Origin of the sequence: Pseudocolwellia agarivorans, from assembly GCF_002000085.1 — a bacterium.
Lineage (GTDB): Bacteria > Pseudomonadota > Gammaproteobacteria > Enterobacterales > Alteromonadaceae > Pseudocolwellia > Pseudocolwellia agarivorans.
Genome location: NZ_MUZU01000005.1, coordinates 289,524 through 303,015, shown reverse-complemented (window position 1 = coordinate 303,015; position 13,492 = coordinate 289,524). Strand labels below are relative to the sequence as shown.

Annotated in this window: 14 protein-coding genes and 1 tRNA gene; 4 read left to right on the top strand and 11 right to left on the bottom strand. The window is 33.7% G+C overall.

What is annotated here, in order from left to right; genetic code table 11:
* The first annotated feature begins 53 nt into the window (after positions 1-53).
* Positions 54-815 (top strand): hypothetical protein, encoded by a 762-nt coding sequence (locus B0X80_RS10315; RefSeq protein ID WP_077340038.1) that lies wholly within the window; start codon positions 54-56, stop codon positions 813-815.
* A gap of 85 nt (positions 816-900) precedes the next feature.
* Here the strand turns inward: B0X80_RS10315 and B0X80_RS10310 are convergent, their stop codons facing one another.
* From B0X80_RS10310 to B0X80_RS10270, 9 genes are all read right to left on the bottom strand, one after another.
* Positions 901-1,503 (bottom strand): hypothetical protein, encoded by a 603-nt coding sequence (locus tag B0X80_RS10310; RefSeq protein WP_077340036.1) that lies wholly within the window; start codon positions 1,501-1,503, stop codon positions 901-903.
* A gap of 287 nt (positions 1,504-1,790) precedes the next feature.
* Positions 1,791-2,246 carry a PH domain-containing protein gene (locus tag B0X80_RS10305; protein WP_077340034.1) on the bottom strand — a complete coding sequence of 152 codons (456 nt, stop codon included), beginning with the start codon at positions 2,244-2,246 and terminating at the stop codon, positions 1,791-1,793.
* 2 nt (positions 2,247-2,248) lie between these two features.
* Entirely contained in the window at positions 2,249-4,384 is a 2,136-nt protein-coding gene (locus B0X80_RS10300) for an AAA family ATPase (RefSeq protein ID WP_077340032.1), read from the bottom strand.
* A complete protein-coding gene (locus tag B0X80_RS10295; RefSeq protein WP_077340030.1) occupies positions 4,371-4,682 on the bottom strand; it encodes a hypothetical protein in 312 nt (103 codons plus the stop codon). Before B0X80_RS10295 ends, B0X80_RS10300 begins: the two co-directional genes overlap by 14 nt.
* A gap of 173 nt (positions 4,683-4,855) precedes the next feature.
* Positions 4,856-5,188 (bottom strand): hypothetical protein, encoded by a 333-nt coding sequence (locus tag B0X80_RS10290; protein ID WP_077340028.1) that lies wholly within the window; start codon positions 5,186-5,188, stop codon positions 4,856-4,858.
* A 2-nt stretch (positions 5,189-5,190) separates the two neighbouring features.
* Positions 5,191-5,472 carry a helix-turn-helix transcriptional regulator gene (locus B0X80_RS10285; RefSeq protein WP_077340026.1) on the bottom strand — a complete coding sequence of 94 codons (282 nt, stop codon included), beginning with the start codon at positions 5,470-5,472 and terminating at the stop codon, positions 5,191-5,193.
* A gap of 87 nt (positions 5,473-5,559) precedes the next feature.
* A complete protein-coding gene (locus tag B0X80_RS10280; protein WP_077340024.1) occupies positions 5,560-6,609 on the bottom strand; it encodes a hypothetical protein in 1,050 nt (349 codons plus the stop codon).
* A complete protein-coding gene (locus B0X80_RS10275; protein WP_077340022.1) occupies positions 6,606-7,841 on the bottom strand; it encodes an integrase domain-containing protein in 1,236 nt (411 codons plus the stop codon). The genes B0X80_RS10280 and B0X80_RS10275 overlap by 4 nt, the downstream gene beginning before the upstream one ends.
* Before the next feature lie 165 nt (positions 7,842-8,006).
* Positions 8,007-8,081: transfer RNA gene (locus B0X80_RS10270), tRNA-Arg, on the bottom strand.
* A gap of 155 nt (positions 8,082-8,236) precedes the next feature.
* Between B0X80_RS10270 and B0X80_RS10265 the strand changes: the two genes are divergently transcribed.
* The 3 genes from B0X80_RS10265 (at position 8,237) to B0X80_RS10255 (ending at position 11,684) form a co-directional block, all read left to right on the top strand.
* Positions 8,237-8,884 (top strand): single-stranded DNA-binding protein, encoded by a 648-nt coding sequence (locus tag B0X80_RS10265; protein ID WP_076419441.1) that lies wholly within the window; start codon positions 8,237-8,239, stop codon positions 8,882-8,884.
* Between the two features lie 121 nt (positions 8,885-9,005).
* Positions 9,006-11,015: a PQQ-dependent sugar dehydrogenase family protein gene (locus B0X80_RS10260; protein WP_139345309.1), complete on the top strand. Its 2,010-nt coding sequence runs from the start codon at positions 9,006-9,008 to the stop codon at positions 11,013-11,015.
* A 57-nt stretch (positions 11,016-11,072) separates the two neighbouring features.
* Entirely contained in the window at positions 11,073-11,684 is a 612-nt protein-coding gene (locus B0X80_RS10255; RefSeq protein ID WP_077340018.1) for a TVP38/TMEM64 family protein, read from the top strand.
* Positions 11,685-11,778: 94 nt separating this feature from the next.
* On the opposite strand, the gene B0X80_RS10250 is transcribed toward B0X80_RS10255, so the two are convergent.
* Positions 11,779-12,429, bottom strand: coding sequence for a thiol:disulfide interchange protein DsbA/DsbL (locus tag B0X80_RS10250; protein ID WP_076419444.1), 651 nt, complete (start codon positions 12,427-12,429; stop codon positions 11,779-11,781).
* 36 nt (positions 12,430-12,465) lie between these two features.
* Complete coding sequence (locus B0X80_RS10245) at positions 12,466-13,443, bottom strand: serine/threonine protein kinase (protein ID WP_077340017.1); 978 nt, start codon at positions 13,441-13,443, stop codon at positions 12,466-12,468.
* Positions 13,444-13,492 lie beyond the last annotated feature (49 nt).

Sequence of the window (13,492 nt, the reverse complement as noted above, 5' to 3'; positions counted from 1 at the left end):
CTATAAATAAAAAATTAATATTTTGAATTTATAAACTTATGGGTACTACAAGGATGATCAAAAAATTTATACCGTGTGTATTGTTAATAGGATTTACTGTTTTTCTCGCTTCATGCTCAACCCAACTTCGTTCAGTCTATCTAGGTAATGAGGTTACACCTAAAGTTATTCCTGAAAAAGATTTTGTCCCCGTAAAAATAACAGTAAGTGTTGGTGATATTATGCTGACAGCTGGGGATAATTTAAAGGAGCCTTCAGGACTTCAGCTTGAATCGTTCCATATTAAAAAAAATACCATCACAACAGTACAGCACAAAATGAAAACGTTTGAGTTTTCTCTTCCAAGCGGTGATTATCGTCTACGTAACAGATCATCCGAAGGCAGTTATTATTCTGCTCCATCGTCTTTATCGGGGTTATCTGGAACAAAAAAGGGCTATGGTGGCCTATTTATACCAACAGGCTCAACAAAAGCGACAGAGTTTTTTTGGAGCTGGTATCCCAATTCTTCCAAAGTTTATCAAGCTAAACTGATATCACCGATAATCGGTGAAAATGGAGAATCTATAGCTTACTTAAAAACTGAAAAAACATCAGGAATACATATTACCTTAACTTATGTCGGTGTCGCTGGCGGGCAAATCAAATTCGTTTATAAAGAGTTTACGGAAGAATGGTTAGCTAGAGCAGCCTTCACTCAAGAAGTAAGTTTAGATTACAAAGCAGGTGGCATTTACGCATATAAAAATGCTAAATTTAGTGTTGAAAAAGCTGATTCAACACATATCAGCTTTACCCTGCTTGAACCTTTTTAAGTTTAAATCTAGAGATAAAAGATAAAATTAAGTGGTTTGTATTTTTTTACTTACCACTTAAGTACTGATTGTTTATAAATTTAGGTTAATTAGACCTATTTAATATTCTTTCCATTTGAACTCTCGATATCCCCCAATATTCTTTCTCTAGTTCATTAAGCTTCATGCGTTTTTTATAATAAGTGCTCCAATTAATACCTTTAGGTTTAGGCCAGTAATAAGATTGTTCAAATAGGTTATCTCTATCGATCCAATCATAGCCCCAAATTAAAGCGCGTTGTTTTCTTATTCGCCTAGCCAGTCGTTCTGCTTTACTTTCACTTTGAGAACCATAGTGTAAATTAGCGCACGCTCTACAGGCGAATAAATACTTTAAAACGTATAGGCTTTCTCTTTGTTTAACACAACAAGGGCAAACCAAATAAAGCTTACTGCTGGCGCTTCTATTGTCTTGTTGAAGTGGAATAGGTATTTTCTTTTCTTTAATAGTAAATATCATCACACGCGGCCATTCTTCAGACTCTATCAATGAAAACTGACAATGTTCTTTATCTAAGTTTGCACTGTCTATCTGATAATTACCAAGCTCACTATCAATTAAGCATTTGAATGATTTAGCATAGATACGATGATATTCGCCAATGTATGAACGGGTTTGTTTTCTTCCAGAATGGAAACCTGTAGGCATGTTGTTACCTTTGAGCTTTATACGAAAAATAGGCGAAAGTTAGGTTATTAGATAATTAGCCAGTCTTTGCTTTTGTTAAAGTTGATACCCTCTAAAGTATATAAAAAGTATCAAATATATCGAAAGTTAAATAAATATAAGAAGTTTACAAAGTTTAAGAAACTAAGTAAAAATAAGCCCTGTAGCGTGTTCAAGTTAGCAACAAATACACAAAGAGTGGCTAATTTACTGCTATTATTCAGGGCTCATTATTTAGCTTTTCTAACTTTGTTAACTTTGCACTTTTTTTAGGGGGTGCGGTTACTATTCAAAGTTTCAATAAATGCTTTGGGATCTTTGATATAAGGTATTTCTACTAGGCCGCCAGCTGAATAAAGATAAACATCACCATAATTAAATAAACGTCCTGAGAATGTCGTTCTAAGCTCGTAATTATCAATATGCTTATACTCTAACGTATCTTCAACTTTAAGATTAAGGCCTCTTGTTACCGTCACTTTTTTATCATCCGCTTCAATTTTTACGGTGTATGGCTCAATCACTTTTGAGACGTTTTTTAGTGTATAAAGTATGGGGAGTATTAATAAACTATAAGCTAAATTGTTTACGTCATTAGCCCCTAAAAAATAATCACCAAGTTTAATGAAAATCCCATAACTTAAATAAATAACAATTATTTTTATGGCTATTTCTAAGATAGTTTCAATAACTCGTATATGTGTTTCTGATTTATAAACTTTCATGATTAACCTTCCTTAGCTCTTTTGTAATCCGTTGAGGCATTATCAAAAACATGGGTGACTAAATACACATGCTTGTTTTTTTCAACCTTCGATACATGCCAGCGGTCGCCTTTCAAGAAATTATGCCCTTCATGAGCCTTAAGAACGTTATGTACTTTCTTTAAGCTTTCACCTGTGTTTTTTCTTACCCCTTCAGCTAATTCGGTTTTACTGTTAATCCCTTCACTTAATAATTCTAATACAGCTTCAATAATCAACTCATTCTTAACAAGCTTTTCATCAATCAAACGCTGGGCTTTTAATTTATCTGCTCTGGCTTCATCTACGGGTTCAATTGAATGAAGCAATTCGTAATAATCTTGCCCCTCTGTCGCACTGTATGAATATGCAATTTCTTTTATTACATCACCTCGACTTTTAAAATTCTCAAAAGTAACCGTCTTATTAAAGGGATCTTCACTTGTCGTATCTAAGGTATAAGCACAATCAATATCATCAACAATGTCGCTAGTTCCTGAAAATATAACTTTCCCGTCACCATCTCTATGTTTATTCGTATGAGCAAGCATAATAACGGTGCCACCATTTGAAACAAAAGCACGAACTACCTTCCCAAATTCTGAACCTATTTTCTTATCCATTACATCAGTAAACTTTTTGAGTGTATCTAATATAATGACCGTACCACTTGCCGTATCTTGTTGAATGATCGTATTAAGCATGGGTAAGAAGTCGTTTGAATTAAAGCCATTGTATGACGGCGCTAACATATGAAAGCCATGCTTTTCAGCTAGTTTTAATTTGTACACTAGCCCCTTATGGTTATCATCAGCATTAATGTAAAAAACCTTATTACCTTCTATTTCATCTCGCTGAATAGCATCAATTAATAACCATAATGTCATCAACGTTTTACCAGCGTTAGGTTTTGCATAAATAGCCGTTGCTTGGCCTAAAATAGCCATTCTACCCAGTACAAATTTATCATCTAACATTTTGCTTTCCATCTCTTTAGAGCTACCATTTAATGAAAACTGTGTAAGGTCGAATATAGGCGCATTAGCCGCAATTTTTTCAAACTGGGCAATGGTACTCATTTGTTCATTTTGTGCCATATATTCACGTTGGTTAGCCTTGTTTAGACTAACCCCCTCACTGTTATGCAAACTATTACCTAATTCTTTTAAAGCTGTGTTTCTATCATTTTGATATTCATAAAATACAGCCAGATCGAACGCATCACCAAAACAACAAGTACCATCACTTGATAGACTGCCCACACCATGATCAATATCGCTACCATGATGAGATAACCATTTATTATCTTTGATCGTTACGGCTGGCGACTTTGATTGACTTAATGGGCTTAACCAACGACCTGATAACTTTGTATAACCGTACATTGAAAAACAAAGCTCTATACTGTGAGATTGGTTAAAGGCATCTATTACAGAACTACCACCAGCAATACATTGAGCTCTTTTAGCTATTGCGTTTTGTTTATCTTGTTCTATTTGGTGTTGCTGCTTTTCTTTAGCCAAACGTTTTTCGTTTAGTTCATCATTCCAGCTTTTAGGTGATAGCTTTTCGTTTGATTTGTTACTTATTCTATACTCGTAACATTCGCCTTGATTAGGTAAGTAACAAGGCTGTGCGGCTCTCTCAGTAGCTCTATCTGGCGTTATATTTAAACCACTAAGCTTGTCGTTAAGTATTGCTTGTAATAGCTCATATTCACCGCCAGCAACCGCAATAGATAAAGGTATTATTCCTCTATATTTTGGTGTTTCTACAGTATTGCTACGGCTCGTATAAGTATAAAAAAGGCAACCATTAACAATACTATTTAGCTTGTCGGTTAATTCATCAATAGAAAGGCTTGTATCGTCTATATCGCACCATAAAGCACTGTATAAACCGTTCTGCCTTTGTTCTGCGTGTACTCGACTTTGTAAGTTAGAAAAAATAGCCCATTGAGCATCACTTTTATTAACGGCTTGTGGAGTGGCTAACATTTTCTCAATATCAATAGTGTCGATTTCAATAAAGTTAGCGTGATAACATGCCTTGCCTATTTTGTCGGGGTTATTGGTGTAATGTTTCCCAAAACCGCTAATAAATGTATTAGTGCTTTGCATGGTTAACTCCCATTACTTTTAGCCTTTCGTTTTCTATTACATTAAAGAAACTATTAATAACGTGTAATGTTTTATCGTCATTTTGAAAAGCTTGGGTAAGCTCTACCTTTGCCCATTCAGCACAAACAAATGGCGTTGAATTAATGTTAGTAAATGGCACACCATCAAATGCGGCAGTTATTAAACTAACAGCAGGATTAAGCATATTTACATTTACCCACGCGGTTCCATTGTCATCAATACAAAAGCCGTTTTTAGCTTTGCCGCTTGAATATAAGTTAGTGGTTATTTTGCTCATTTTAATCCCCCTGCTAAATACGCAATGAATTCTGGTGATATGTACTGACTGTTAAAATAAATAAAACAGCTTTTAGCGTTATTACTTTTTGCTTTTAAATATATAAGCATGATGTATACTCTGAATTGTACTAGCGGCGGTCGCCAAACTTAGCCGCTAGTGTTAGGTTAAAACTAAGTCGCTTGGAATTTACTTTCTTTAGCGGCTTTTTCTTTTTTATAGAATGTTATTTGCTCTGCTGTCATATAAACAATATCTACAAGTTGTGGTGGGGTAGTATTACTAAATGGGCATTCAGTTAAACCATGTTTAACTATGAATTTGTAACCCTTTTTAGCTAACGTAGAAACAATACTATGCAAATTGTGGATCCCGATATACCTAGCCATTCTAGTGTTGAAAACAAAACCGCTAGATATTAGCTTTATAACGTATGCACGTTGAGTATCGTAACTTTTTGGCTCTGGTAGGTTTAACTCTAAACACTTATCTGTATGAATATTCATAGTTAAAGTACTCCCAAATTAAGAGTACGTTTCTCAACTAAACTTTTGACTAAGGTTTGAATTTCTTCTTTAGGTAGTCCTGCTATCATAGCTTGTAATGTGGCTTCGCATTCTGATTGAACAAAGCCCACACTCCTACCTCCTAAATTTATTGGTGGTGGGAAGCTGCCGTCATGGTTTCGGTTGTAGAGTGTTGATTTTGAGAACCCCGTCATTTCTAAAACTTTATTTCGTCTTAAAATACGAGGTGATTGATTTGTGTTTTGTTGGTAAGTGGAAATCATAACTAAGTCTCTTAAAAAGTGAATCTTAATTATCGTTTATGTTTTCTATGTACCCAATACCAAAAAAAAATCAAATTACCGTTAGGGTTACCCTAAGTTATTTATAATTTCTTTTATGTGTGTTTTTAGTGTTTTCACTGTCAAATTTGTCTTAGGATTACCATTTTTAGGTATGGTAAAGTATTGAACTTTATTACGCCTTATATCTCTATAAATATCTTCCTTACTCATACTTTCATATAATGAATCGCTAGCTAACTCATCTAATTTCTTTTGGATTAACGCCCTATGTTTGCTCTCAGCAATTTTTGGCTGCCTAGCTGAGGTTTTTTGTTTTCCAAGCTTTTGATAATAATCCGACAAATAAGTATTTAAACTTTGTCGATGATTCTCTGCAGCATAGAGCCATTTTTCGGTTTTCTCCTTATAAATTGCTGCTTTAAGGCTATTAACTTCTTGGTTATTAATAGTCGCTTTAAATTTAAATACAAAAGAATGTGCTTGGCATATTGAAGCAAGCCTTAATTTCATGCGTAGGTACTCATTCTCAGTTTTAGCTTTATTGAGTAAGTTGGTACATCTATCAGGTATACATTTTTTACTGTTCGCGTCATCAACAAAGGGTATAGAATCATTGAAAAACTTATAAACAGGTAAGAGTTTATTGGCTTTTATTTTTTTTACATTTTTATGATACCAATGTGAAGCATCTCCAATGGCATATTTTTCAAAATATTCAAAAGCATAATCATTTACTTTATCCCAGTTGTCAGATAAATAATGAGCGTATGATAAATCATCTTTTTCGTATTCTAATTTATAAAACTTATCGTATCTCCTTCTAATAGGATGATTATCATCATTTATTAAATAAAGTATTACTTCATTAAAATTAGTAAATGAATCACATATATCATCATAAAGCTTTTCAGCTGAATGGATATTACTTGAATAGAACATATATACAGTCTTGTCACTTAAAAAAGATAGATCATCGGTTCTAGAAAATAACTTAAACATTCTACAGCCAGTCGTATCACTATCAAGATAGTATTTTTCGCAAAATTCTTTAAGGCCTCTTTTTTTAGAAGGGATGTAAAATAAAGCATTGATTGTTTTATTTTCTATATTAATCATATACCCACCACTTTTAGCCCTTGAGTTGATGTCTCTACACGTCCCGTTTTAGCTTGTTCTATATGTTGTGACCACCATTCCATTAATACACGTCTACGCTCTAGGTACTCAGCTCGGTTATATGCTCGCCTTACTTCATTTTTATCTACGTGAGCTAAAGCAGCTTCGATAACATCAGGATTAAAAGCTTGTTCATTGAGTGTAGTACTCGCTAGCGAACGCAAACCATGAGCAACCAGTTTATTTTTATAACCAAGCTTTCTAAGTGCTTTATTAGCCGCTTCTTTATTTATTTGACGTGATAGTTGATCAGCAGGAAATATATACTCAGAAGCACCACTGAGCGGCTTTATATCGTTTAGAATGGTTAATGCTTGTGTGGTTAGAGGTACAGTATGCTGGCGGTTCATTTTCATACGTTCGGCAGGAATAACCCAAAGGTTATCTTTAAAATTAATTTCTTCCCATTTAGCCCCAGCCGCTTCACTTGAACGAACCATTGTATGTAATTGCCAGTAAATTAAATGTCGCGTTATAAGCTTTATGTTTGAATTATTTAATCGAGTTAATAGCTCGGGAAGTTCATCAGGTTGAATTGTTGGTAAATTGGTTACTGTGGGCGTTTCAAAGGCTTTTTTAATACCTGCTAATGGGTTTGTTTCAGCTACGCCAGTATTTAAGGCAAAGGTCATAATAGCGTTTAAGCGTTGGCATAACTTACTTACTAGCTCTAAGCTTCCTTTATCAGCAACCACTTGAATAATATCAATGGTTTCCTTTGCCCTAATAGAGGTTATCGCCCGTTTACCCAGTTTAGGAAATATGTAAGTTTTTAAAGAGTTCCAGCAGTTATCAGCCGTTTTAGCTTTTACTTTGGTTTTATATATTTTAAGCCAGCTAGCGGCTACATTTTCTAAGGTATCGTTTAATTGATTAGTTTTAGCTTGCTCTTGTTCTTCTCTATAAGATTTAGGATCAATATTTTGAGCAAGTAAGTCTTTTGACTCTTGACGCATTTTTCTTGCGTCAGCTAAAGAAATATCTGGATAAGAGCCAAAACTGAGACTTGTTCTCTTTTTTGTGAATGGCTTTAGATAGTCTAACAACCATGTTTTTGTGCCGTTTGGCCTAACTCTTAGTTGTAAGCCACTACCATCAGACAACTTATAGGCTGTATCTTTTGGTTTAGCTTGTTTAACTTCTGTGTTTGTTAAGGGGGTTACTTTAGCCATTCATGTAGTACCAATAAAACAATTACGTTCCAGTACTACATACAGTACTACTTAATATGTAAATTGTCATTGATTATCATTAATCGTTAATGACTCTAAAGCTGGCTACACAAGCTGTATTTATTGAGCGATATGGGTTTTATTGGTTTTAATTAAATGTAGTATTGGCGCTCTCGGCAGGAATCGAACCTGCGACTTAGACTCCGGAGGTCCACGTGATATCCACTTCACCACGAAAGCTGCATTTTGTAGGCTGCGATTCTAGTCAAAACCTCACAGTATTTCTAGTGTTAGCTTAAAATAAATACCAACACTTTGAAAAACAAAACACAAGCTTGCCTATCAATAAAACTTTACGTACATTGTATGTTTTGCACTATATCGTTTGAAGGTTCATGCTTAGTTCTCCAGCTAAAAATCATTTATGTAACATCGTACTTCTAGGTAACTTAGTTGATAAACCTATTGTAAGGTATCAGGCTAATCCTATTCTGGCTATTGCTGAATTTACTTTAGCCACTCACAGTAAATGGTTTGATAAAACAACCAATCAATACAAAGAATGGACCCGCTATCATGTAGTAAAAGTTATTGGTGAAGTTGTTGAACGCTCTCTTATTCATGCACAAAAAGGCGATATTATTTTATTACAAGGTTATTCACTTAATAGTAAAAAGTCTGGTCGTGAAATTATTCATGCAACTTATGCCCAAACTTACCCTAAAGGTTATGCAAAATCCCTTAACCAGATACACTGTAGTGGGCAAATTAATTCCCCTATAAAGTTTGTAACAACTGAAAACAACAAGGAACTTGCAGAGTTAACATTACTGTTAAACTTTTTTGTGCACTCACCTGTAACTCAAGAACTTAAAAATGTAGAAATTGAAAGACCTCTTCACATATGGGGAAAACAAGCGTCTTACATTAATGAACAAGCAAAAATAGGAGATCATTTAGTTATTGAAGGTAAACTAAGTTATTTAAATAACTCAAATAAATCTCAATTAATTGATTGTCAGCAGGTGATATTGCTAAAATGAAATAATCAATGGACTGTAAAACATAATTCTAGCTTTTACTCATTTATAAATGAAGATAATGAAGAAAAATAAAAACACATTTTATAATATAAAATATCTACTCATTGGTCTTTTGTTTTCAATGGGAATCAATCAAATAGCATTTAGCTCAACGCCATACATGGTAAAGCCTTTCATCGACTTACCCAAATTAGCTACAGACAACTTTTGGTTATTACCTTTAACGAATACAACACGTGATAACGAATTATTTTTTACTGATTCAACAGGGAAAATATATCGTTCTAAAGGGCAAAAAATACAACCACAGCCTATTATCAATTTTTCAAAAAATTTAGAAAAAAACAAAAATACGATTTTTACTGCAGTAACTTTACATCCTAATTTTCATTTAATTGATCAGATGGGGTACAACGTAATTTACACTGCTCATACCGAACTGTATGACCCATCTAAAAAAAATAATCGTCTCAGTGAAAAATTAATAGATGAATTACATACGCACGACGCAGTTATTACAGAATGGCAACTGAGTAATGTAAATAAAGATCAAGTAAATATTTCTGATAAAAGAGAAATACTGCGTATTGCAGCAACTGAAAAAAACAAAATAGAACAATTATCTTTTAATCCTTATTTAAAGTCTTGGAGTGATGACTTCGGTTACCTCTATTTTTCGTTAACACCTAATGAAACGTTTAAAAGCTCTCCTTTATATTCAGGCAGTATATTAAGAATTAACCCTGAAAAATTTGGTTTACGTAATTATACCACCCCACATAACAACCCATTTATTAAAGATCCTAATATTCACGATGAAGTTATTGTTTTAGGGGCACAAAGTATCAGCCAATTTACTTGGTCTAAACAAACAAAAAAACAATTAATTATTACTCATAAGTACAACAATGAACATTTAATATCTCTTTCATCCTTAGGCCAGGATTATTTATTAATGCCACCTAAACAGCCTTTATATCAAGATAAAGATGAAAACATTGAAATATCCAATGTATATTACAAAGGCAGAGAACTCGATACATTATGGAACACGGTTTTATTCTTATTACCTAAACAGCAACACTGGCAACTACATTCACTACCAATTAACAAACATTCTGCGGTAATGGATACACCCGAAAAAGTTATAGATTTTAACAATACAACCTTTCCTACAACTCACCAACTTTTGCTGTTTATTGCACACGAAAACGAGCTGTTTATATTCGACAAAACCCATTCGGCTGTTTACAAGGTATTATCAAGTGTAGTGCCTAATAATTCATCTACTATAGCTAAAGAAGCCCACTTTGCTGAAGAGCCCTCTTCAAACGCATGGTTTTACACATTAATAGTTTTAGTAGTAATAGGGATTGCCTTATTAATTATTAAAAATAAATACAGCCAATTTTTTATAAAAACGAAAGCCATGTTACGCAGTAATTTTGCGCGTTTTGAATTCAACACAACAACAGACGAAGTACTATTGTTCAATCGCCATGAAAATACGGTTAGCAAGTCTATTTCTATAAAAGACATTATTTGTAGTGAAATATTGCTTAATGACAATGTAATTAATCAAGTAACACATTCAGATGATTTAGCTTTTAGTAACCAAAGTGAAAATAAGTTAAGAATTACTTTTGAGCAAGAACATCGAGATAAGATGATTGATGATAAAGTAAGAAAAATCACGTTAAAGCTCACTACAACCAAGAATGAAGAGTTTTTAATTTGCTCTTATCTAAGAGAAGGCAACCAAAGGCTCACTAAAGAGAAATACCACACAGTAATAGAACAAGTTATTGACTGGCAATGGTATGTATCATCCAAAATAAATCCAAGTCATATCCCTGATAGAGTTGTTAAAACAAAAGTACCTACTGAATTAAAACAGAAGCTTAAAGCAAAAGGACCTACTCTTAAAACCGATATCAAAAGTAAAGTTAAAGAAAAAAGTAGCCCTACTTTTAACAAAACATCTCAAAGCTCTACAAACGGAAAAGTAGACACAAAATTACTCGATGCTTTAAATAAGCTAGTGCTTTTAAAAGAACAAGGCTACTTAACTGAAGACGAATTCACTTTAGCCAAAAGTAACTTATTAGAAAGCCTTAATAACGACACTTGAAAAATTAAGTAGATAACAATCAAACACTTTTTTTTAAACAAAAATATCTTATGGTTAATGGCCATAAGTATCCTTGTTGCCTTATATGCACTCTTGTCGATTACCCTGTTTACTCAAGAATCGTTTCAGACATATTTACTGTCGTTTACACCCACTAATGTTTACAGCACACTACTCTTACTTACTCTGCTTTCAGGCCTTTCTTGTATTGGAGTGCCGCGACAAGTTATCGCCTTTACCTGTGGCTACTTCTTTGGTGTAGCTTTAGGTGTAACTTACGCGACGTTTACTGTTACGCTTGCCGCATATATTACGTATAAATTAGCCTCATTATTTCAACACAGTTACATTGCAATAAAATATAAAAAACAATTAGTTCAGCTTAATAACTTTCTATCTGTTAAGACCTTTTCAAAAACACTTATTATAAGACTACTTCCTGTAGGCTCTAATTTTTTGACTAATATTTTAGCGGGCATAGCAAACGTACCACTATCCCCTTATATTCTCGGGAGCTTTGTAGGTTTTATTCCGCAAATGATGATCTTTTCATTAGCCGGTTCAGGGGTAAAACTAGCAGAATCTACCCATATTATTGCGGCGGTTATTCTCTTTATTATTGCTAGTTTATTGGGATGGCGATTACATAAAAGTAATAATACCAATTAAATTAATAAATTCAGCACTTCGCTAATATTTAAAGATTAAAGGCATAAAAAAAGAGCAACTCGTGCTCTTTTCTCTAAAATATATAAAACTTACATTACTTTAAAGTCAGTAAGTAATTTACAATTTTCTTATAATCTTCTTCAAAATTATTTCTATCAAGTGCTGACGGATTCACTTTATATTTACCATTAACAATAACTGTGGGAACAGAGTTTAAGTATGGCTTACCATCAGGTCCTTTTTTTGATGAGAAATAATCTTGATTCTTTTTCATCAATTTAGCTTTACTGTTTACTGAAAAACTAGACATTAGCTTATCAAATTTTTCTCCATCAGCACCGTTTAAAACAAACACGTTACGAATATCCTTTTCAGAAGTAATAACTGCACGTTGAACTTGAAGATAATTAAAAATAGCACCTACTAGTTTAGCTTCCATATCCATTTGTTGAGCTACAACTACAGCTTTGCTTAATAAAGCTTGTACTTTAGGAGAAGCTGCACGTAAAAAATCTACGTGATTCATTTCAAATTTAGTACCTTCAGGAAGCCCTTTTTTAACCTTCATCATAATCGGTTCAAACTTAAAACAATGAGGACAATAAAATGAAAAATATTCACGCACTTCTGATTTTTTAGAAACGCTATCGTCAACAACAGTGTAATGTTCACCTGCTTTATAATCTGTCGAGCAAGCCATCAATGGCATACATAACATTACAATTAAACTTAAAATCTTCTTCATTATTACATCCTAATAAATGTGTTTTGCCAATATTGGCTACATTGGAGTTAAACTTAAAGGCGGTTGCTGCAAAGCCGACATTTGCTCTTTAAGCATTAAAATTTGTTGTTCCCAGTACTTTTCACTGTCAAACCATGGAAAATTTCGAGGGAATGCAGGGTCTTTCCATCGTTTACACAACCATGCCATATAATTAACCACTCGCATAGTTCGTAATGATTCTATCAAAACAAGCTCACTTGTATCAAATGTAAAGAACTCCTCATACCCAGCTAAAAGTGTATCGAGTTGTAACAGTTGTTCATTACGATCACCTGAAAGCATCATCCATAAGTCTTGAATAGCTGGCCCTGTTTTACAGTCATCTAAATCAACAAAATGAGGACCTTTATCCGTCCAAAATATATTTCCAGCATGGCAATCACCATGTAACCTAATTTGTTTTTTAGGTTTGTATTGAGCGGCAGCTATTTCATTTACCTGTTCTAAAATAGTAAAAAAGGGAAGATTTAATGACTTGGGTACAAACCCCGAAGCTTGAATAATGTTACTTGCATCAAAAAGCATATCGTCAACACTTAATGCAGGTCGTAATTCAAAGTTTTTTATAGAAGATACCCCATGAATACGAGCAATAAAACGCCCCATCCATTCAAGTTGATCTAAATTATCTACTTCAAAGGTTCGCCCACCTCTACAAGGAGATACCGTAAAATAATAGCCTTGATAGTTAAATAATGTTTCACCATTAACAGATAAGGGAGGAACTAATGGCAACTCTTGTTCATCAAGCTCTAAAGCAAAATTTAACTCTTCTCTTATTTGATTTTCAGTCCAACGCTCAGGCCGATAAAACTTAGTTACATACTTAATAAGGTTTTCGTCATGAAATTGATAAACACGATTTTCATAACTATTTAAAGCTAATAACCCACTGTCTACCTTAAAGCCAACGCTTTCCAACCCGTCTAAAATTAAGTCAGGGGAAAGCGAGGTAAAATCAAATACTGACATTTTTTCTCTATAAAACGACTTAGCGTAAGTTAACGCAATAATAAACGTT

Excerpts from the sequence above, each read along its gene's own strand:
- B0X80_RS10315 (WP_077340038.1), top strand. The coding sequence starts at position 54 with ATGATCAAAAAATTTATACCGTGTGTATTGTTAATAGGATTTACTGTT.
- B0X80_RS10310 (WP_077340036.1), bottom strand. The coding sequence starts at position 1,503 with ATGCCTACAGGTTTCCATTCTGGAAGAAAACAAACCCGTTCATACATT.
- B0X80_RS10305 (WP_077340034.1), bottom strand. The coding sequence starts at position 2,246 with ATGAAAGTTTATAAATCAGAAACACATATACGAGTTATTGAAACTATC.
- B0X80_RS10300 (WP_077340032.1), bottom strand. The coding sequence starts at position 4,384 with ATGCAAAGCACTAATACATTTATTAGCGGTTTTGGGAAACATTACACC.
- B0X80_RS10295 (WP_077340030.1), bottom strand. The coding sequence starts at position 4,682 with ATGAGCAAAATAACCACTAACTTATATTCAAGCGGCAAAGCTAAAAAC.
- B0X80_RS10290 (WP_077340028.1), bottom strand. The coding sequence starts at position 5,188 with ATGAATATTCATACAGATAAGTGTTTAGAGTTAAACCTACCAGAGCCA.
- B0X80_RS10285 (WP_077340026.1), bottom strand. The coding sequence starts at position 5,472 with ATGATTTCCACTTACCAACAAAACACAAATCAATCACCTCGTATTTTA.
- B0X80_RS10280 (WP_077340024.1), bottom strand. The coding sequence starts at position 6,609 with ATGATTAATATAGAAAATAAAACAATCAATGCTTTATTTTACATCCCT.
- B0X80_RS10275 (WP_077340022.1), bottom strand. The coding sequence starts at position 7,841 with ATGGCTAAAGTAACCCCCTTAACAAACACAGAAGTTAAACAAGCTAAA.
- B0X80_RS10265 (WP_076419441.1), top strand. The coding sequence starts at position 8,237 with ATGCTTAGTTCTCCAGCTAAAAATCATTTATGTAACATCGTACTTCTA.
- B0X80_RS10260 (WP_139345309.1), top strand. The coding sequence starts at position 9,006 with ATGGGAATCAATCAAATAGCATTTAGCTCAACGCCATACATGGTAAAG.
- B0X80_RS10255 (WP_077340018.1), top strand. The coding sequence starts at position 11,073 with ATGGCCATAAGTATCCTTGTTGCCTTATATGCACTCTTGTCGATTACC.
- B0X80_RS10250 (WP_076419444.1), bottom strand. The coding sequence starts at position 12,429 with ATGAAGAAGATTTTAAGTTTAATTGTAATGTTATGTATGCCATTGATG.
- B0X80_RS10245 (WP_077340017.1), bottom strand. The coding sequence starts at position 13,443 with ATGTCAGTATTTGATTTTACCTCGCTTTCCCCTGACTTAATTTTAGAC.